Origin of the sequence: Saccharothrix mutabilis subsp. mutabilis (assembly GCF_039521145.1) — a bacterium.
GTDB lineage: Bacteria > Actinomycetota > Actinomycetes > Mycobacteriales > Pseudonocardiaceae > Actinosynnema > Actinosynnema mutabilis.
Genome location: NZ_BAAABU010000002.1, coordinates 496,596 through 515,394 on the forward strand (window position 1 = coordinate 496,596; position 18,799 = coordinate 515,394).

Genomic DNA, 18,799 nt, shown 5'->3' on the forward strand with positions numbered 1-18,799 from the left:
CGGTGTCCTCGTTGAACGAGTTCACGGGGTTCCATACCTCCTGAAGGCGCGAAGCCGTGCTCCGCGCACGTTCGGTGTCGGCGGTCAGCTAGTGATCTCCGGCAACTCCCGTGCGTGTCGACTTCTCGCTTCTGGCTACGTAGACCCGCCCCGACTGCGGGTGCGCCCCACGGGACTTTCGAACATGGGGCACGGTCACGGGACCGTAACGGGTGCACGGGGGTTGTGCAAACACCCCGATCGGCGTTGTGAGTTCGCTCACCCCGTCAGGGGAGCAAGGTGGTCCGCCGATCGTCGTAAGCACTACTGCGACTGCACCAAGTCACTGAGCCCGAAGACCCGCTCGGCGTTTCGGGTGACAGTTGACGCTAGTTCCGCTGGTTCGAGATCACGCAGTGTCGCGATGTCGCGGAGCGTGTAGTTGGCGCAGAAGGGCTCGTTCGGGCGACCTCGGAACGGGTGCGGGGTCAGGAACGGCGCGTCGGTCTCCACCAGCAGGTGGTCCGCCGGCACCCACCGCGCCGCTTCCCGCAGGGCGTGGGCGTTCTTGAAGGTCACCGTGCCGGCGAACGACAGCACGAACCCCCGGTCCACACAGGACCGCGCGAACGCGAGGTCGCCGGAGAAGCAGTGGAAGACCACAGTGGACGGCGCGCCCTCCTCGTCCAGGACCTTGAGGATGTCGTCGTGCGCTTCGCGGTCGTGGATCATCAGCGGCTTGCCGACGCGCTTGGAAAGCTCGATGTGCCAGCGGAAAGCCTCGTGCTGGGCGGCCGGCGGGGCGTAGTCCCAGTAGTAGTCCAGGCCGGTCTCGCCGACCGCGACCACGCGCGGCCGGGCGGCCAGGCGCTCCAGTTCGGACCGGTCGGCGTCGGTGAACTCCGACGTGCGGGTCGGGTGCAGGGCGACGGCGGCGAAGACCCGGTCGTCCCACGTGGCGGCCTCGGCGGCCCACCGGGCGGACTCGACCGTGTCCGCGACGGTGATCACCCGGTCGACACCGGCGGCGTTCGCCCGGTCGAGGATCTCCCGCACCTGCTCGGGTGTTTCCGCGCCGCAGGCGTCGAGGTGGGTGTGGGCGTCGACCACCGGCACCGGAAGCGCTTCCGGGACCGGTGGCCGCTCGCCCTTGCGCGGGGTCACGAGGTGACGATCGGGGCCCACTCCGGGCCGGTCTCCGCCAGCTCCGGCGCGAGCTTGGCGAACAGCGGCGCGGGCTTGGCCAGCGGCCGGCCCACCTCGATCGGCGTGGACTCCCACTTCGCCTGCTCGGCCGCGTAGTCACCGGTGAGCACCGGGTACTTGCGGTCGGGCACGTCCAGGTCGGTGACCTCGTTGACCGACGGCTGCGCCGCCCACACGCCGGTGCCGCCCAGCGCCTCGTGCACCTTCTGCGACGAGTGCGGCAGGAACGGCGTGAGCAGCGCGTTCGCGTCCTGCACGACCTGAAGCGCGGTGTGCAGGACGGTGTCGCGGCGCGCCGGGTCGTCCTTGAGCTTCCACGGCTCCTGGTCGGACAGGTAGCGGTTGGCCGCGCCGACGACCTTCATCGCCTCGCCCACGGCCTGCTTGAACCGCGACCGCCGCAGGCTGGCGCCCACGACGTCGAAAGCGGCCCGGGACTGCTGGAGCAGCGCCTCGTCGGCGTCGGTGCGGGTGCCCGGGGTCGGGACCGCGCCGACGTTCTTGTGCGCCATCGAGATGGACCGGTTGACCAGGTTGCCCCACTCGTTGGCCAGCTCGAAGTTGGTGCGGCGGACGAACTCGTCCCAGGTGAAGTCGGTGTCCTGGTTCTCCGGGCCGGCCACGGAGATGAAGTAGCGCAGCGCGTCCGGGCCGAACTCGCGCAGGAAGTCCGTCACGTAGATGACGGTGCCGCGCGAGGTGGAGAACTTCGAGCCGCTCATGGTGAGGAACTCGCTGGAGACGACCTCGGTGGGCAGGTTCAGCTCGCCGAACACGCCCGGCTGCCCGCCCTTGGCGCCCTGGCCGTTCTGGCCGAGCAGGAGCGAGGGCCACATCAGGGAGTGGAAGGTGATGTTGTCCTTGCCCATGAAGTAGTAGCCCTGGGCGTCGCCGGTCCAGAACTCCTTCCAGGCGTCGTCGTCACCGGTGCGGCGCGCCCACTCGACGCTGGCGCTCAAGTACCCGATCACCGCGTCGAACCACACGTAGAACCGCTTGAGCGGCTGGTCGCGCCACCCGTCCAGCGGGATCGGCACGCCCCAGTCGAGGTCGCGGGTGATCGCGCGCGGGCGGAGGTCCTTGATCAGGTTCTGGCTGAACTTGAGCACGTTCGGGCGCCACTCGGTGCGCGTCCGGAGCCAGCCGCCGAGCGCGTCCACGAACTGCGGGAGGTCCAGGAACAGGTGCTCGGTCTCGACGAACTTCGGCGTCTCGCCGTTGATCCGGCTGCGCGGGTTCTTCAGGTCGATGGGGTCGAGCTGGTTGCCGCAGTTGTCGCACTGGTCGCCGCGCGCCCCGTCGTACCCGCAGATCGGGCAGGTGCCCTCGATGTAGCGGTCGGGCAGGGTCCGGCCGGTGGACGGGCTGATCGCGCCCATCTCCGTCTTCGGGATGACGTACCCGTTGTTGTAGAGGGCGAGGAAGAGGTCCTGCACCACCTTGTAGTGGTTGCCGGTGGTGGTGCGGGTGAACAGGTCGTAGGACAGGCCCAGCCCGTGCAGGTCCTCGGCGATGACGCGGTTGTACTTGTCGGCCAGCTCGCGCTCGGTGAGCCCCTCCTTCTCCGCCTGGACGGAGATGGGGGTGCCGTGCTCGTCCGTGCCGGACACCATCAGCACCCGGTGCCCCGACATCCGCATGTACCGCGAGAAAACGTCGGAGGGGACACCGAACCCTGATACGTGACCGATGTGACGGGGCCCGTTGGCATACGGCCACGCCACCGCGGTCAACACGGAGGCACTCATGGTCCAAGCCTACGGAGCCCCCGCCAGTCGGTTTCGCGCGGCTCGCCGTTGGCGAGGGGCGAGGTGCCCGGGTGTCGGAGACCGAGCACCATGGGCACGTGACCGAGGAACCGCTGCCGGACGTGTTCGCCCGCTGGACCGGCGCGCCGGAGTTGGACGACGCGTTCGAGGCCGCCGTGGCCGCCGCGCGCGACGGGGGCTCCGCCGCGCTCGACAGCGACCCGTGGCGCGACTGACCGTCAGCCCCCGCTGACCACGGCGTCGTACAGCGCCTTCTTGCTCACGCCCGCCGCCTGCGCCACCTCGGCCGCCGCCGCCTTCAGCCGCTCGCCGTCCGCGACCCGCTGCTTCACCTCGGCGACCAGCGACTCCATCGAGGGACCCTCCTGCGGGGCGGCCGGCCCCAGGACCACCGTGATCTCGCCCTTCACGCCCTCGGCCGCCCAGGCCGCCAGCTCACCGAGCCCGCCGCGACGCACCTCCTCGTAGGTCTTCGTCAGCTCCCGGCACACCGCCGCCCGCCGGTCCTCCCCCAGCACGGACGCCGCGTCCGCCAGGGTGGCCGCCAGCCGATGGGGTGATTCGAAGAACACGCACGTGCGCGGTTCCGAAGCCAAAGCCGCGAACCAGCGCTGCCGCTCGCCCTGCTTGCGCGGCGGGAAGCCCTCGAAGCAGAAGCGGTCCGACGGCAGGCCCGACACGGCCAGCGCCGTGGTCACCGCGGACGGCCCCGGCAGGCACGTCACGGTCACGCCCTCCTCGACGCACGCCGCGACCAGGCGGTAGCCCGGGTCGGACACGCTGGGCATGCCCGCGTCGGTCACCAGCAGCACGGTCTTGCCGGCGTGCAGCGACTCCAGCAGGCCGGGCAGGCGGCTGGTCTCCACCTGGTCGTAGAAGCTCACCACGCGCCCGCCGACCTCGACGTCGAGCGCCGCCGCCAACGAGCGCAGCCGCCGCGTGTCCTCGGCCGCGACCACGTCCGCCGTGGCCAGGGCGTCGACCAGGCGCGGCGAGGCGTCTCGCACGTCGCCGAGCGGAGTAGCGGCGAGCACCAAACGGCCTGATCCGGATACAGGTCTCACACCGTTCACCCTACGATCGGCCCCGTGAGCCTGATCGCACCGCAGTCCGCAGACGACGTGGTCGACGTCGGGGACGTCCCCCCGACCAGCCCGCCACCGGGCAACGACCGCGCGACTCGGGCGCAGCAGCTCGAACCGGGACCGCTGAGCAGCCCCCTGCGCGGGTGGCTGGTCACGCTGGCCGTGGCGCTGGTCGGCGGCGTGGTGCGGTTCTGGAACCTCGGGTTCCCCACCGACAAGGGGACCCCGATCTTCGACGAGAAGCATTACGTGCCGCAGGGCGCGCAGGTGCTGCGCAACGGCGGGTACGAGGACAACCCCGGCTACGAGCTGATCGTCCACCCGCCGCTGGGCAAGCAGCTCATCGCGATCGGCGAGTGGCTGTTCGGCTACGACGGCGTCGGCTGGCGCTTCGCGTCCGCGCTGGCCGGGACGCTGACCATCCTGCTGGTGGTCCGGATCGCGCGGCGCATGTCGCGGTCGGACCTGATCGGCGCGATCGCCGGCGTCCTGCTCATCGCGGACGGCGTGAGCCACGTCCAGTCCCGGATGGGGATGCTGGACATCTTCCTGGCGTTCTTCGTGGTGGTCGCGTTCGCGTGCCTGGTGGCCGACCGCGAGCAGGTGCGGGCGCGGCTGGCCGTGGCGGTGCGCGAGGGGTGGGCGACGCGGTCGGTGTTCGGGCCGGCGCTGGGTTTCCGCTGGTGGCGGTTTGGCGCGGGCGTCGCGCTGGGGCTCGCGTGCGGCGTGAAGTGGTCCGGCCTGTGGTACATCGCGTTCTTCGGCGTGCTGTCGGTGGTGTGGAGCGCGCTGGCGCGGCGGGCCGCGGGCGTCCAACGGCCGTGGGCGGGCGCGTTCGTGCGGGACATGCTGCCGTCGCTGTTCGCGCTGCTCGTGATCCCGGTCCTCGCCTACCTGGCGACGTGGTGGTCCTGGTTCGCCAGCGAGACCGCCATCGACCGGCACGTGGTGGGCGCGAAGCTGCCCGACGACTCGTGGGTCCCCGACCCGCTGCGCGCGCTCTGGTACTACAGCAGCAACGTGCTGGACTTCCACACCAAGCTGGTCACGTCGGACACGAACCGGCACCCGTGGGAGTCCAAGCCGTGGACGTGGCCGATGGGCCTGCGCCCGATGCTCTACTACTACGAGGGCGCGGTCACCGGCTGCGGCGCGGCGTCGTGCGTGGGCGCGATCATGCTCATCGGCACGCCCGCGATGTGGTGGCTGGCGTTCCCGGTGCTGGCGTGGGCGCTGTGGAAGTCGATCGCGAAGCTGGACTGGCGGTACGCGGCGGTCCTGGTCGGCTACGGCGCGGGCTTCCTGCCGTGGTTCGTCAACGTGGACCGGCAGATGTACTTCTTCTACGTGACGCCGATGGCCCCGTTCCTGGTGCTGGGCATCGCGCTGGCGCTGGGCGAGGTCCTGGGCGCGGTGGCGTCGGGCCGGGAACGGCGCGGCACCGGGTTGCTGGCGGTGGCCCTGTACGTGGGGCTGGTGGTGGCGAACTTCGTGTGGCTGTGGCCGATCCTGAACGGCATCCCGATCACACCGGAGATGTGGGAGGCGCAGCGCTGGCTGCCGTCCTGGCGGTAGCGCCGGTCAGCGCGGGAGTTCGGTGAGCACGGCGTTGCGGGTGCTCTCGAAGATCACCGAGCTGCGGAAGCTCAGGACCTCGCGGCGTTCGCTGAGCCGGTCGATGAGGAACTCGTGCAGGTGTTCCAGGTCCTGCACGGCGACGTGGATGAGGAAGTCGTCGTCGCCCGCGCACACGTAGGTCGCCAGCACCTCCGGCAGCGCGTTCAGGGCCGCCTTGAAGTTGTCGATCACCGCTCGGCTCAGCGGGCGGATGCGGCACGCCACGAACGCCTCGACACCGCGGTTGAGCGCAGCCAGGTCGATGTCCGCGTGGTAGCCCTTGATCACGCCCCGTTCGCGCAGCAGCCTGACCCGTTCCAGGGCGGTGGACGGGGCCACGCCCAGCCGTCTGGCCAGTTCGCGGTTCGTCAGCCGGGCATCTGCCTGGAGATGGGCGATGATCGCCGAATCAAGTTCGTCCACGCGCTGATCATGCCATCGCCCGCCGAATAGTGTTCGACAACCGACCAGCTGGACCCTCCAGGTGGCTAGTTTCAGCGGTAATCCACCGATCGAATGAACGGGATTCCGCTGTGCTGCCAACCAGGATCGCGCTCGTCCTCCGCGCCGACCTCCCGCCCGGCCTCGCCGCCAACGCCGCCGCCGTCCTCGGCCTCAGCCTGGGCGCGCGCCTGCCCGACACCATCGGTGACGACGGCAAGGACGCCGACGGCACCACCCACCTCGGGATCACCAGCCACCCCGTCCCCGTCCTCACCGCCGACGCCGCGACGATCAAAGCCCTGCACGCCGCCGACGGGGTCACGGCGATCGGGTTCACCGAGGTCGCCCGCCGCGCCCGCGCTTACGACGCCTACCTCGAAGACCTCGCCCGCGCGCACGACCCCGAGTTCGTCGCCGTCGCCCTCCACGGGCCGCGCGAGGTGGTCACCAGGTTGACCCGCAAGTTGCCGTTGATGCCATGAGGCTCACCGCGATGTACCTGGGGGCGGTGCTCGGGCCCGGTGTGCTGGTGCTGCCCGCGTTGGCGACCGGCGAAGCGGGACCGGCGTCCATCCTGGCCTGGGTGCTGCTGCTGGCGTTGAGCGTCCCCGTGGCCATGTCGTTCGCCGAACTCGGCACCCGCCACCCCGGCGGGCACGGTGTCGCCGGGTTCGTGGGGCGGGCGTTCGGGCCGCGCGCCCAGCGGACCGTCGCCTGGTGGTTCGCGGCGGTCGGTGTGCCGGTCGGGGTGTTGGGTGGCGCGCTGGTCGGCGGGCAGTACGCGGCGCACGCGGTCGGCGGGCACCCGCTGGTGTGGGGGACGTCCGTCCTGGTCGCCGCGTTCGCCGCGAACCACGCCGGGCTCAGGGTGTCCGCCACCGCCCAGGTCCTGCTGGTCGGCCTGCTCGTCGCGCTGGTGGCGGTCGCCATCGCGGTCCGGGCGCCGCACGTCACCGCCGACGACTTCCGGCCGTTCGCGCCGCACGGCTGGCTCGCGGTCGGGACGGCGGCGACCGTGCTGTTCTTCGCCTTCGCGGGCTGGGAGGCGGCGAGCCACCTGTCCGGCGGGTTCCCCGACCTCAAGCGGGCGACGCGGCGGACGTTGGCCGTGGTCGCCGTGCTCTACCTGGGGTTGGCGGTGACGACGGTGGCCGTGCCGGGGGACGTGCCGCTCGCCGTGCTGCTGGAACGGGCGTTCGGGCCGTCCGCGCGGGTGGTGACGGCGGTCGCGGCGGTGCTGTTGAGCTTCGGCGCGCTGAACACCTACCTGGCGGGCGCGGTTCAGCTCGGCACGGCGATGGGGCTCAAGCGGTCCCTGTGCGTGCAGGCCGGGTGGTGCGCGGTGCTGCTCGTGGCGACGGCCGCGTGGGAGGTCGAGCTGACCACGCTCATGGGCGTCACCGCCACGACGCTGGCGGCGGTGACGGCGGCGGGCATGGCGGCGGCGGTCAAGCTGCTGCCGCGCAAGGCCCCGCCCGCCGTCGCCCTCGCGTTCACGCTGGTGGTGCTGGGGTTCTCCGGCTGGTGGCTGCTGGTGCCGGCCGCGGTCAGCGCACTGGCCTGGTCGGCGGCTCCGGCCGGTCGATCAGCCGCGTCACCGGGCCCTCCTTGCTGACGCCCGCCTGGGACAGCCACGAGCCCAGCTCGGCCCGGATGGACGACAGCGTCGGCCGCTTGGCCGGGTCGGCGTCCAAGGCGTTGGTCAGCAACCGCGAGTGGGCGCTGTGCTGGGGCAGCTTCACGCACGGCTCGCCCTGCGCCGCCGCCATCAGCGACGAGATCGGGTTCTCCCGCGACCCGCGCGGCGGGTGGCCGGTCAGCGCGTAGCTGACCGTGGCGGCCAGCTGCCAGGCGTCCGACGCCGGGCTGGCCGCCTCGCCGCGCGCGGTCTCGGGGGCCAGGAAGTCCGGGGTGCCGACCATCATGCCGGTGGCGGTCAGGGTGCTGTCGCCCTTGGACCGGGCGATGCCGAAGTCGATCAGGTGCGCCGTGCCGCTGCCGTCCACGATCACGTTCGACGGCTTCACGTCCCGGTGCAGCACGCCCTGTTCGTGGGCGGCGGCCAGCGCGTCGGCCATGTTGACCCACAGGCGGGCGGCGAGGGTGTCCTGGAGCAGGCCGTTCTTCAGGACCACGTCGGACAGCGGCTGGCCGTCGATGTACTCCATGACGATGGCCAGGCCGTCCGGGTCCTGCACGATGTCGAACACGCGCACGCAGTTCGGGTGCCGCACCGCCGCCAACGCCCGCGCCTCGCGCAGCATGCGCTGCTCGGTGTCGTTGTCCGGGGCGTGGGCGAGCTTCACCGCGACCGTGCGGTCGAGCTGGGTGTCCACCGCGAGCCACACGGTGCCGAACCCGCCCCGCCCGAGCTGGCGGACGCGGCGGAACCGGCCGCCCGCCGGGTTCCACACCTTCCCCGAGTCCGGGGTCGGGGTGGGCGGGGTCGAGGACGCGCCCGGACCGAAGGGCAGCGGGCCCGGCGTGTCGGCCAGCTGGGCGGGCTGCTGCTCCACGCGCGTGGGACGCGGCGGCTCCGCGCCCGGCACCGGCGGGACCTCGGCGACCCGCGTCGGCGGGTACTGGCGCGGCGGGACCGGCTTCGGGGCCGGCGGCGTCGGGTTGTACGGCGGGATCGGCCGGTACGGCGGCACGTGCGCGGGCTGGTAGGGCGGCGGCTTGCCGGCCGGCTGGTACGGCGGCGGGTTGTGCGGGTTGTGCGGGTTGTTCTGGGGGTTGTTCTGCCGCGCGGACACGGCCGGCTGCGGCGGGGTGGAGCGCGCCGGCGACGCGCCCGGCTGGGGCGTGGCCGGGGTACCGCGGTCGCGGCCGGGGCGGTTGAGCATGGCGGTAGTCAACCCGAAAATCCGCACGACGAGTGAGCCGATCAGCGCAATCGGGAAGAACCCGAGCAGCAGGTGCCCCACCAGCGTCACGGGCAGTGCCGACGTGGCCACCAGGAGCACCACGAAGGGCGGCCAGAACACCCGACGGGGCCAGTTGGGGCCGAGCCGGAACGCCGACCCGGCCTGCATCATCACGAACACCAGGCACAGCAGCGCGAGCACGGCGGTGACGGACGACGCGACCAGGTACACCGTCCCCGACCCGCCCGTGATCGCGGTGATGATCGACGGCGCGCCCACCAGGTACTGCCCCTGGGTGAAGGTCATGCACGGCGACTCCGCCAGCGACCTCATGCCGTAGAGCGCGCCGCGTTGCAGGGCCTGGGCGGTGCCGGAGAACAGGACCCACGGCAGCACCAGCGTGCTGGTCACGCCCAGCACGGCGAACATCGCCCCGGTGACCGGACCGTAGGAGTTGCCGACGACCCGGCGGATCGTGATCGACAGCAGCGCGGCGACGGTCGGCAGGACGCCGATCAGCGCGCCGAGCGCGGTCGTGGTCCACGCCCAGTCGCCCGGGCACAGGGGGACGCCGGTAAAGCCGTGCAGCCAGTCCAGCAGCGACTTGGCCAGCTCCACGCCCTCCACCACCCCTTCTCGTCGCCTCTCAGGGTACGGGTGAGGGCCACGCCGACATGGCCGCCTCGGCAACATGGCCGAGTTCTTCGCGCGTCGCGCCGTCGCGGGCGAGGTCGGACATGCCGCGCACGACGGCCGCGACGTACACGGCGAGGGCGTGCGGGTCGGTGCGCGCGGGCAGTTCGCCGGTGGTGACGTCGTGCCGGATCTTGTCCTCGACGGCGGCGACGGCGACCGCGCGCAGGTGCCCGAGTTCGGGGGCGCTGAGGATCAGGCAGCCGCGCGGCCGGTCGGCGGCGGTGTACTCGACGGCGGCTTCCCGCAGGAGGCGTTCGACGGCCCGGCGCGCGGTGGGCTCCTCGGCGACGGCCCGGGCGGTGAACGCGCCGTACGTGCGGGCGTACCGCTCGACGACCTCGGTGAACAGGGCTTTCTTGTCGCCGAACGCGGCGTAGAGGCTCGGCGGGTTGACGCCGGTGAGCTTGGTGAGGTCGGCGACGGACGTCGCGTCGTACCCGGCGCGCCAGAAGGCACGCGTCACCTGGTCGAGCACTTCCTCCCGGTCGAAAGCACGCTTGCGGCCCGCCACGGAGCGATTTTATAACGACCGCTACAGCAGGGCGCGCCCGTGAACGTCCGGGCACAAGTGGGGGCGGGGCGTCTCCGCAAACGCCCCGCCACCCGGTGGTGGGACCTGGGGCGCCTCCGCAAACGCCCGTGCGGTCCCGGTGGGGGGAGGCGTCTCCGCAGTCGCCTCGCGCCCCCGGCTACGCGGGAAAGGGGGGTCCGACGCCGGGCGCCGGACCCCTCCCCCGCGCATGTGGCTTGCCGCTAGCCCACGCGCTCCCACAGGGCGGGCACGTTGGGCGGTTCCCAACCGGTTTGGGCTGTGTGCCCCTGCAAGCACCGGTACCCGACGCCGCTGTACGTCACGAGGGAGCCGATCGCGTACGTGGCGCCCGATTGCCAGGTCGTCTGGCCGGGGTTGCCGGTCGTGGTGGTCGGCGACGTCGATGTCGTCGGCGTGCCGCTCGTGACCAGCTGGAGGCCGTAGGCCTGGAGGATCTCGTTCACCGGCTGGAAGTACGTGGTGCCGCCGGACGAACAGTTCCCGGATCCGCCGGAGGTGACGCCCTGGGCCTGGTCACCGGAGAGCCACGAGCCGCCCGAGTCGCCGGGTTCGGCGCAGGCGCTGGTTCGGACCACTCCGGAGACGGTGCCCTGGGGGTAGGTGACGGAGGTGTTGCGCTGCTGGATGGTGCCGCAGCGCCATTGCGTGGTGGAGCCCGAGCGGCACACCGAGGCGCCCACCGGCGCGTCGGTCGAACCGGCCACCGGCACGGTGCCGGGGTAGCGGTTCACCAGGCCGCGCATGGTGTTGCCCGAGGCGACGCGGACCCACGCGTAGTCGTTGCCGGGGAAGCTGGACCCGGCGAACGTCCCGGTCGGCTGGGTGGTGCCCTGGCCGTTGCTGCCGCAGTGGCCCGCGGTGACGAAGCCGCCGTTGACCGAGAACCCGACCGAGCAGCGCCCGCCGCCGCTCATGTAGTAGGCGTTGCCGCCGATCACGTCGATCAGCGGGCGCGGGTCCTCGTTCGACGGCTCGATCCGCACGTCGGCCTCGGACAGGCCGCTGGCCTTGGCGAACGCCTTGGCGTTGCCGAGGTCGCGGGCCAGGACGACCACGGAGTTCGTGGTCACGTCGACGTACCAGGCGGGGACGCCCGCGGGGACGTCCTCGTTGGCGTCGAGCTTGGCCTTGAGCGCGTCGAGCTGGATCTGGCTGTGCTTGACGACCTTGGGCGTCGCCCCCGCGTCCTTCACGGCCTGGATCTGGGCCGCGTTGGTGACGGCGACGGTCAGCGTGGTGGCGTCCTTGTCCAGCCAGGAGCCCGCGTAGGTCGCGCCGAGGCGGTTCTTGAGGTCGTGGTCGGTGCGCGTCGCCTGGGCTTCGCGGACGAGCCGCGACTTGGCCTGGTCAGGGGTCAGGCCGAGGTCGCGGGAGAGAGCGGCGACGAGGTCACTGCTCTCCGCTGGTGGTGGGCCGGCGGTCGCACTGGTGGTCAGGACCGCTGCGACACCGGCAGCGCCCAGGACCGTCACGGCGACGGCGGCGGCGATGCGTCGAGTCATCCGCTGTCTCCTTGCAGGGGTGGTGACACTGGATGCGGGGCCGTGGTGTCGACGCTAGCCGGCCGCGGGGCTCGGCGGATATTCCAGTTCTGTCATAACACCGCGTTATGGTCCATACCATTCGTGATCATGGCTCACGTGCTCAGAACAGGCTGGCCTGCGTGCCCCCGCGCCGCCGCTTCGGCTGGGCGTCGCCGATCCGCCGGAACTCGCCGAGGTCGGCCAGGAACGGCGAGCGCGGCCGGGCCGCGGTGTGGCTGAGGAACAGGTGGCGCCGCGCGCGGGTCATGCCGACGAACAGCAGTCGGCGCTCCTCGTCGGTGTCGTCGTCCTGACCGGGCCAGCGCAGCGGCAACAAGCCGTCCTCGCACCCGACGATGAACACGACCGGGAACTCCAGGCCCTTGGACGCGTGCAGCGTGAGCAGCGAGATCCGGTCCGCGCGCGGGTCCCACGCGTCCACCTCGACGCCGAGCGCCAGCGTGGTGTGGAAGCGCTCGAAGTCCGTGCCGCACTCCACCGCCAGCGGCTTGAGCAACTCGTGCGCGACGTGGTCCTCCCCGGCCGCCGCCCGCACCCGGTCCACAACGGACTCGCCGGCGGTGAACGGGAGTTCCCGCACGATCCGCGCCACACCGGGCCGGTCGGCCAACCGGTCGTGCGACCGCTTCTGGAACGGCAACCCGGACTGGGTCAGCGCGTCCACCAGCGCCCTGGACCGCCGGTCGGTCCGGTAGAGGACGGCGAAGTCGGAGAACCCGAGCCCCTGCGTGCCGTCCGAGGTCACCCGCCCGCTGTCGAACGCGTGGAACGACGCCCCGCCCAGCACCTGCTCGATCGTGCGAACCACGAACGCCGCCTCGGCCTGCTCCGACGCGGCGTGGTGCACGGCGATCAACGCGTCGCCGTGGTCGCCGAAGGGGTGGAGTTCACGTCCGGGCACCAGCGTCGAGGGCGAGATCACTTCCAGAGCGCCCCGCACCACCGCCGCGCTGGACCGGTAGTTGCGGGTCAGGTGCACGACCCGAGCGCCCGGGAAGTCCTCCCGGAACCGCAGGAAGAACCCGACGTCCGCGCCCCGGAAGCGGTAGATCGCCTGGTCCGGGTCGCCGATCGCGGTGAGGTTGCCGTCGGGCGGGGCGAGCAGGCCGAGCAGCCGGTACTGCCGCTCGTCCACGTCCTGGTACTCGTCGACGGAGATCCACCGGTACCGGTCGCGGTAGGCGTCGACCAGCGCGGGATCGTCCTCCAGCAGGGCGAGCGGCAGCGCGACCAGGTCGTCGAAGTCGACCAGGTCCTGTGCCCGCAGGGCTTTCTTGTAGATCTCGGCCCCTTCGGCGACCAGCCGCCGGGCTTCCCCGTCGTCCCCGCACACCGAGCGCGCGACCTCGACCTGCCGCTCGGGGTCCGCGATGCCGAAGGAGGCGGACAGCCCGAGCCGGGCGTGGTGCTCACGCAGGATCCGCACGCCCAACGAGTGGAACGTCGCCACGGCGACCCGCACGCCCAGCGCTTCCAGCCGCTCGGCCATCTCCTCGGCCGCGCGCCGGGTGAACGTGATGGCCAGGCACTCTTCGGCGGGTACCGCGCGCTCGGTGACCAGGTGCGCGATCCGGTGCGTCAACGTGCGCGTCTTGCCCGTGCCGGGCCCGGCGATGATGAGCAACGGCCCACCACCACTCCCGGCCGCCGCCCGCTGGTCCGGATCGAGGCCGTCCAGCAACCCCGTGCCGTGCGCGTGGTCGGCCGGTGCGGGTGCCGCCACCGCCCGTGGAGCGGGTGCCGGCGCGGGTGCCACGACCGGTGCGGGCGCCTCCGCCCGGGCCGGTGGCGCGAACTCGAACAGCGACAGCGCCGAACCGCGCCGCTCCAACTCCCCCGGCTCGAACAGCCGGATCACGCCGTACTCCCCGTCGTACCCGGCGTCGCGCACCACCCGCCCCCGCCGCAGCCGCTCCACCGCCTCCCCCACCAACGGGGACAGCGCGGCCAACTCGTCCACCGGAACGTCCCGCAGGACCACCAGTTCCGGCCCGAACGCCGCCACCAGCCGGTCGACCTCGGCCAGCACCCTCTTGCTCTTCGGCCCGGTCCCCACGACCTCGGAGACGATCTCCGGCAGCGGCACCAGGTTGACGAACCCGGCGGCCCCGTCCGGCCGGAACCCGGCGGCGCGGTCCGCCAGCTCCTCGACCCGGCTCGACACCCCCACCGTCACCGGCTTCCCGCACACCGGGCAGATCCCGCCCAGCGCCGCCGTCTCCGCGGGCTCCAGCCGCACACCGCACTTGCGGTGCCCGTCGACGTGGTACTTGCCCTCCTCGGGGAAGAACTCGATCGACCCCGCGTGCCCGACGCCGGTCTCCAGCGCGCGCCGCACCGAGTGGTAGTCCAGGTCGGTGTCGAACACCGTCGCCTCCCGGCCCAGCGCGGGCGGCGAGTGGGCGTCGGAGTTGCTGACCAGGCGGTAGCGGTCCAGGGACGAGACGCGCCAGTTCATCTCCGGGTCGCTGGACAGGCCCGTCTCCACCGCGAACACGTGGTCGGCCAGGTCGGCGTAGCAGTCCGCGACCGCGTCGAACCCCGATTTCGAGCCCAGCACGGCGAACCACGGCGTCCACACGTGCGCGGGCACCAGGTAGCCGCCGCACTCCAGGGTGATCTCCAGCAGGTCCCGCGAGTCAAGGCCGAGGATGGGCCGCCCGTCCGAGGCGATGTTGCCGATGCGCGCCAACCGCCGGTTGAACTCCGCCGCCGACTCCAGGTCGGGCAGGTAGACCAGGTGGTGGACCTTGCGGGTGCGGCCGTCGCGCTTGTAGATCGTGGAGATCTCCACGGACAGCATGAACCGCACGGTCCGCGCCCGCAGCGACGGCGGCAGGGTGCGGTCGATCTCGCGGTCCAGGTCGTCGCGCAGCCGGAACAGGCCCGGTTCGGCGGGCACCAGCGCGTCGCGCAGGTGGTCGTGCCACGCGGGGTGGGTGAAGTCGCCGGTGCCGACCAGCGTGATCCCCTTGCGGCGGGCCCACCAGGTCAGGTGTTCGAGGTCGCAGTCCCGGCTGCACGCCCGCGAGTACTTGGAGTGGATGTGGAGATCGGCCACGAATCGCACCGTGCGGATGGTAGTGGCACGGCTACCCGGTGAAGTCCGGCGGAGGGGTCCACGGGTCGCCGACCTCGAACACGCGTTGCCGGTACTGGCGGCCCATCACGTCGTCCCACGTGCCGGGCCCGAGCACCGGGTCGTGCGGCCGGTACGCCTGCCACACGGCGGTTTTCTCGTCCCGCCAGTACCCCCGCCAGTTCTCCGGCCGCTGCCGGACCACGTACGCGTCGTACTCGTCGCGCCGCACCCACGTCCGCCCGGCGCCGTCGAGGTCGGCCAGCGCGGCCAGGATCGCGCCCGCCACGTGGTCGACGTGGTCGCGGACGGTCTCGCGGTGCCCGACGGTGCTCAACGTGCGCACGTAGTCGGGCCGCGCGACCGCCAGGACGTCGTGCAGCACCGCGACGAACGACGACCGCGTGTACGGGGAGCGCCCGTCGATCGGGTGCGCCACGAAGTCCTCGTCCAGCACCATGCGCGCCAGGTCCCCGGTCCGGTCGCTGCCGCCGGCGGCGTGGACGAAGGTGAACAGCAGCCGCACCCGCGTCCCGTCGAGCGTGTTGGTGGCGACCTCGTGACCGGCCAGCCGCAACGGCTCGGACGTCCACCGGTCGGCCGCGTGCGCCGCCCGCGCGTACGCGGCCCGCGCGCCGTGGATCCGCATGTCCGCGTAGTCCTTGCCACAGGCCGGAAACCCCTCGCCGCACGGCAGGTCGCCGGCGGTCAGGTACACCACCCACACGTCGTAGCCGGCCTGCACGTCGGACAGGATGTCCGGGTTCATGAAGAGCAGGTCGTCGTCCGGATGGGCTACGAAGCTCACCGTGGTCGTCATCGAATCCCTCCCCTACGGGGGAAGGAGCCGCCCGACCCGCGCCGGATACCCCGGCAAGCGCGCGAACCGCCCGCGGGCGAACCAGGTCGCGCGAGAAGTATTCGGGCGGCGTCCCGAACCCGCCGGGCGCACGAATCCTGGCGAGCCCAGCGGCGGTGTTCTCGGGGAATTGCGACTCACGCGCCTTCGGCCGTCACCAAGCACCGGTCCGGCGCGGGACCTCGCGAAACTAAGGGCGGCACCGGTCAGCCCGGTACCGCCCTCGATGTTTGTGGAGCTGAGGGGAATCGAACCCCTGACCTACTCGATGCGAACGAGTCGCGCTACCAACTGCGCTACAGCCCCGTGTTCAGTTGTCCTTCTCGGTGGTGCGGCGAAAGCATATCAGGCGTCGGGGGGTGGTTTCGCCACCCCCCTCTACTCGCCCACCGCCCGCCGGTACGGCAGCGTCTCCGGGCCGTCCAGCTCGACGAACACCGGGTCCTCGTCGTCGGCGTCCACCACGACCGTGCCGGGGCGGACGTGGTGCTCGAAGCGCGGCTGCGGGGCCAGGCCGTGCTCCTCCTCCACCTGCTCGTCGCGCTCCTCCACGACCACCGGGCGCGGGGCCGGGCGGCGGCGGGACTGGGCCAGGCGGGCCAGTCGGCGGGCGCGGATGTCCTCTTCGATGCGCACCTGGCGGCGCAGGTACACCAGGTAGCCGACCAGGGTCAGGTCGACCGCCGCGTGCCCCCACCACACCAGCGGGTACAGCACGCCCGCGACCACGCCCGTGACCAGGGCGAGCAGCAGCAGCGTGCCGACCACCCGGCGCCGGAACGCGTACTTCGCCTGCGCCACGATCGCCGCGGTCTCCGGGTCGAAGCCGCCGCGACCGGGCCGGTAGGGCCGGTGGGCGACCTCCTCGAACTCGTCGGCCTCCGCGTCGGCGTAGTCGTCGTAGTCGTCGTACTCGGCGTCGGGCATGGCGTCGTACTCCTCCTCCATGCTGGTCCGCGCGTCGGCGCGCTTGCGCGCCACCATCGGGACGAGGACGACCAGCCAGGCCACCACCAGTCCCACGATGATCAGCGAACTCGGCACCCCCGTCACCTCCCCCTACCCGCGCGGACTTCGTACGCCACGTTAGTCACAACAGTCACACCTGTGCCGGAGGCTCGCCGACCGGCGTACGTACCAAAGTGTGGTCTATCACCCACTTTCGGGTGATCCGAATAAGCCGCTCGGCGCGCTGATCAGGCGGTTCGGGCGAACCCCGCCGCGACCAATCGGCGTACCAGGCCTTCCGGCGAGGCTTCTTCCGCGGTCATCGCGAAGCACAGGTGGTCCCGCCAGTCGCCGGCCACGTCGAGGTAGCGCAGGAACAGCCCCTCCTCGCGGAAACCGGCCTTCGCGAGCACGCGCAGGCTGGCCTTGTTCTCCGGCCGCACGGTCGCCTCCAGCCGGTGCAGGCCGGCCTCGCCGAAGCAGTGGTCCACCACCAGCGCCAGCGCCGCCGTCGCCACGCCGCCGCGGGCCCGGTCGGCGGCGACCCAGTACCCGACCCACGCCGACCGCAGCGACCCGCGCACGATGTTGCCGACGGTGATCTGCCCGGCCAGGTCGCCGTCGACGGTGATCACGAACGGCAGCGCCTGGCCGCGCCGGGCCAGGGCCTTGAGCGACGACCACTGCGCGGGCCACGACATGGCGGCGTTGCGCTCGGGCCAGCCGTCGACCGCGGTGGGCTCCCACTCCTCCAGGTAGGCCTGGTCACGCATCCGGATGCGCGACCACGCGGACGCGTCGAGCAGCTTGGGCGGGCGCAGCGCGACGACACCGGCCTCGACCCGCAGCGGACCGAGCCGCACGGGCCAGCCGGGATGCCTGCCGCCTTCCCACGCCAGACCCGCGCCCATCCCCCTCCGTCCGCTCAACCCTTTTGGGCCAGGAAGCTGACCTTCACTTCCTCGCCCGCCGCCACGTCCGTCACGTCCTCGTCGACCATGATCAAGCAGTTCGCCTCCGCCAGCGACGCCAGCAGGTGCGCACCGGAGGTACCCAACGGCTGCACGAGGTACTCGCCGTTGTCCGCGTCCCGCAGCAACTGGCCGCGCAGGAAGCCGTGCCGCCCCTTCGTGGAGGTCAGCGGCGACAGCAGCCGCGCGCCGACCGCCCGCCGGTACGGGTTGCGCTTGCCCAGCGCGGCCCGGATCAGCGGGCGGACCAGCACTTCGAAAACGACCAGGGCGCTCATCGGGTTCGCGGGCAGCAGGAACGTGGGCACCGCGTCCGGCCCGAGCCGGCCGAAGCCCTGCACCGAGCCGGGGTGCATGGCCACGCGCGTGCAGTCCACGTCCCCGAGGTCGGCCAGCGCGGCGCGGACCTCGTCGCCCACGACCCCGCCGACCCCGCCCGCGATGACCACGATCTCGGACAGCAGCAACCGTCCCTCGACCACTTCGCGCAGCTTGCGCGGGTCGACCGACATGATGCCGACCCGGCTGACCTCGGCGCCCGCGTCCCGCGCGGCGGCGGCCAGCGCGTAGGAGTTGACGTCGTAGACCTGGCCCTGGCCGGGGGTGCGGTCCACGTCGACCAGCTCCTCGCCGACGGAGATCACCGACACCCGCGGCCGGGGGTGGACCAGGACCTTGTTGCGCCCGACGGCGGCCAGCAGACCGACCTGGGCGGCGCCGATGGACGCGCCGCGGCGCACGGCGACGTCACCGGTCTGCACGTCCTCGCCGGTGCGCCGCACGAACGCCGCAGACGGCACCGGCCGGTGGACGGTCACCTTCGCCGCGTGCCCGTCGGTGAACCCGAGGGGCACGACGGCGTCGGCCAGCGTCGGCAGCGGCGCGCCGGTCGCGACCCGGACCGCCTGGCCCGGCTGCAACCGTCTGGGCTGGCGGGACCCGGCGGGGATCTCGCCGACCACCGGCAACACCACCGGTTCGGTGCCGGCGGCCTGCACGTCCACGCTGCGCACCGCGTAGCCGTCCACCGCCGCCTGGTCGAACCCGGGCAACGCGCGCTCCGCGACGACCTCCTCCGCGCAGAGCAGGCCCTGCGACTCGGAGATCGCCACGCGCACCGGGGCGGGCCGCACGGCGGCGGCGATCACCCGGGCGAGCTGCTCTTCCACTGACCTCATGTGC

General features: G+C 72.3%; 16 protein-coding genes and 1 tRNA gene. 4 read left to right on the plus strand and 13 right to left on the minus strand.

The genetic code is table 11. The features are described from left to right. Positions 1 to 303: 303 nt before the first annotated feature. Both ABD126_RS06160 and metG read right to left on the minus strand, forming a co-directional pair. Positions 304 to 1,143 carry a TatD family hydrolase gene (locus ABD126_RS06160; protein ID WP_343932647.1) on the minus strand — a complete coding sequence of 280 codons (840 nt, stop codon included), beginning with the start codon at positions 1,141 to 1,143 and terminating at the stop codon, positions 304 to 306. After that, the gene (gene metG / locus ABD126_RS06165; protein ID WP_343932648.1) at positions 1,140 to 2,933 is read right to left on the minus strand and encodes a methionine--tRNA ligase; all 1,794 of its coding nucleotides are present in this window, start codon (positions 2,931 to 2,933) and stop codon (positions 1,140 to 1,142) included. Before metG ends, ABD126_RS06160 begins: the two co-directional genes overlap by 4 nt. A 98-nt stretch (positions 2,934 to 3,031) precedes the next feature. Here metG and ABD126_RS06170 point away from each other — a divergent pair, with 98 nt between their 5' ends. Next, positions 3,032 to 3,169 carry a hypothetical protein gene (locus ABD126_RS06170; protein WP_343932649.1) on the plus strand — a complete coding sequence of 46 codons (138 nt, stop codon included), beginning with the start codon at positions 3,032 to 3,034 and terminating at the stop codon, positions 3,167 to 3,169. Between the two features lie 3 nt (positions 3,170 to 3,172). On the opposite strand, the gene rsmI is transcribed toward ABD126_RS06170, so the two are convergent. Next, positions 3,173 to 4,027: a 16S rRNA (cytidine(1402)-2'-O)-methyltransferase gene (gene rsmI / locus ABD126_RS06175; RefSeq protein ID WP_425542747.1), complete on the minus strand. Its 855-nt coding sequence runs from the start codon at positions 4,025 to 4,027 to the stop codon at positions 3,173 to 3,175. A 15-nt stretch (positions 4,028 to 4,042) separates the two neighbouring features. On the opposite strand from rsmI, the gene ABD126_RS06180 reads away from it, so the two are divergent. Continuing rightward, positions 4,043 to 5,614: a dolichyl-phosphate-mannose--protein mannosyltransferase gene (locus ABD126_RS06180; RefSeq protein ID WP_425542749.1), complete on the plus strand. Its 1,572-nt coding sequence runs from the start codon at positions 4,043 to 4,045 to the stop codon at positions 5,612 to 5,614. A gap of 6 nt (positions 5,615 to 5,620) precedes the next feature. Here ABD126_RS06180 and ABD126_RS06185 read toward each other — a convergent pair whose 3' ends face one another. Further along, positions 5,621 to 6,079 carry an Lrp/AsnC family transcriptional regulator gene (locus ABD126_RS06185; protein ID WP_343932651.1) on the minus strand — a complete coding sequence of 153 codons (459 nt, stop codon included), beginning with the start codon at positions 6,077 to 6,079 and terminating at the stop codon, positions 5,621 to 5,623. Between the two features lie 110 nt (positions 6,080 to 6,189). On the opposite strand from ABD126_RS06185, the gene ABD126_RS06190 reads away from it, so the two are divergent. Beyond that, a complete protein-coding gene (locus ABD126_RS06190) occupies positions 6,190 to 6,582 on the plus strand; it encodes a DUF2000 domain-containing protein (protein ID WP_343932652.1) in 393 nt (130 codons plus the stop codon). Beyond that, on the plus strand, positions 6,579 to 7,715 hold the full coding sequence (locus tag ABD126_RS06195; protein WP_343932653.1) for an APC family permease: 1,137 nt from the start codon (positions 6,579 to 6,581) through the stop codon (positions 7,713 to 7,715). The genes ABD126_RS06190 and ABD126_RS06195 overlap by 4 nt, the downstream gene beginning before the upstream one ends. Here ABD126_RS06195 and ABD126_RS06200 read toward each other — a convergent pair. The 9 genes from ABD126_RS06200 to glp all read right to left on the minus strand — a co-directional run bounded on the left by ABD126_RS06200 (position 7,648) and on the right by glp (position 18,795). Further along, positions 7,648 to 9,597 carry a serine/threonine-protein kinase gene (locus tag ABD126_RS06200; RefSeq protein WP_343932654.1) on the minus strand — a complete coding sequence of 650 codons (1,950 nt, stop codon included), beginning with the start codon at positions 9,595 to 9,597 and terminating at the stop codon, positions 7,648 to 7,650. The two genes, ABD126_RS06195 and ABD126_RS06200, sit on opposite strands and share 68 nt — an antisense overlap. Positions 9,598 to 9,613: 16 nt before the next feature. Continuing rightward, positions 9,614 to 10,174: a TetR/AcrR family transcriptional regulator gene (locus tag ABD126_RS06205; protein WP_343932655.1), complete on the minus strand. Its 561-nt coding sequence runs from the start codon at positions 10,172 to 10,174 to the stop codon at positions 9,614 to 9,616. Positions 10,175 to 10,416: 242 nt separating this feature from the next. Further along, positions 10,417 to 11,718 (minus strand): carbohydrate-binding protein, encoded by a 1,302-nt coding sequence (locus ABD126_RS06210; RefSeq protein ID WP_343932656.1) that lies wholly within the window; start codon positions 11,716 to 11,718, stop codon positions 10,417 to 10,419. Between the two features lie 142 nt (positions 11,719 to 11,860). Next, the gene (locus tag ABD126_RS06215) at positions 11,861 to 14,830 is read right to left on the minus strand and encodes a UvrD-helicase domain-containing protein (RefSeq protein ID WP_343932657.1); all 2,970 of its coding nucleotides are present in this window, start codon (positions 14,828 to 14,830) and stop codon (positions 11,861 to 11,863) included. A gap of 22 nt (positions 14,831 to 14,852) precedes the next feature. Then, on the minus strand, positions 14,853 to 15,659 hold the full coding sequence (locus ABD126_RS06220) for a PIG-L family deacetylase (protein ID WP_343932658.1): 807 nt from the start codon (positions 15,657 to 15,659) through the stop codon (positions 14,853 to 14,855). Positions 15,660 to 15,931: 272 nt separating this feature from the next. Continuing rightward, positions 15,932 to 16,004 (minus strand) — tRNA-Ala (locus ABD126_RS06225). A 72-nt stretch (positions 16,005 to 16,076) separates the two neighbouring features. After that, on the minus strand, positions 16,077 to 16,742 hold the full coding sequence (gene sepX / locus ABD126_RS06230; protein WP_343932659.1) for a divisome protein SepX/GlpR: 666 nt from the start codon (positions 16,740 to 16,742) through the stop codon (positions 16,077 to 16,079). Between the two features lie 152 nt (positions 16,743 to 16,894). Then, the gene (locus ABD126_RS06235; protein WP_343932660.1) at positions 16,895 to 17,557 is read right to left on the minus strand and encodes a GNAT family N-acetyltransferase; all 663 of its coding nucleotides are present in this window, start codon (positions 17,555 to 17,557) and stop codon (positions 16,895 to 16,897) included. A gap of 14 nt (positions 17,558 to 17,571) precedes the next feature. After that, positions 17,572 to 18,795, minus strand: a complete 1,224-nt coding sequence (gene glp / locus ABD126_RS06240; protein WP_343932662.1) for a molybdotransferase-like divisome protein Glp — start codon at positions 18,793 to 18,795, stop codon at positions 17,572 to 17,574. Between the last annotated feature and the right edge of the window lie 4 nt (positions 18,796 to 18,799).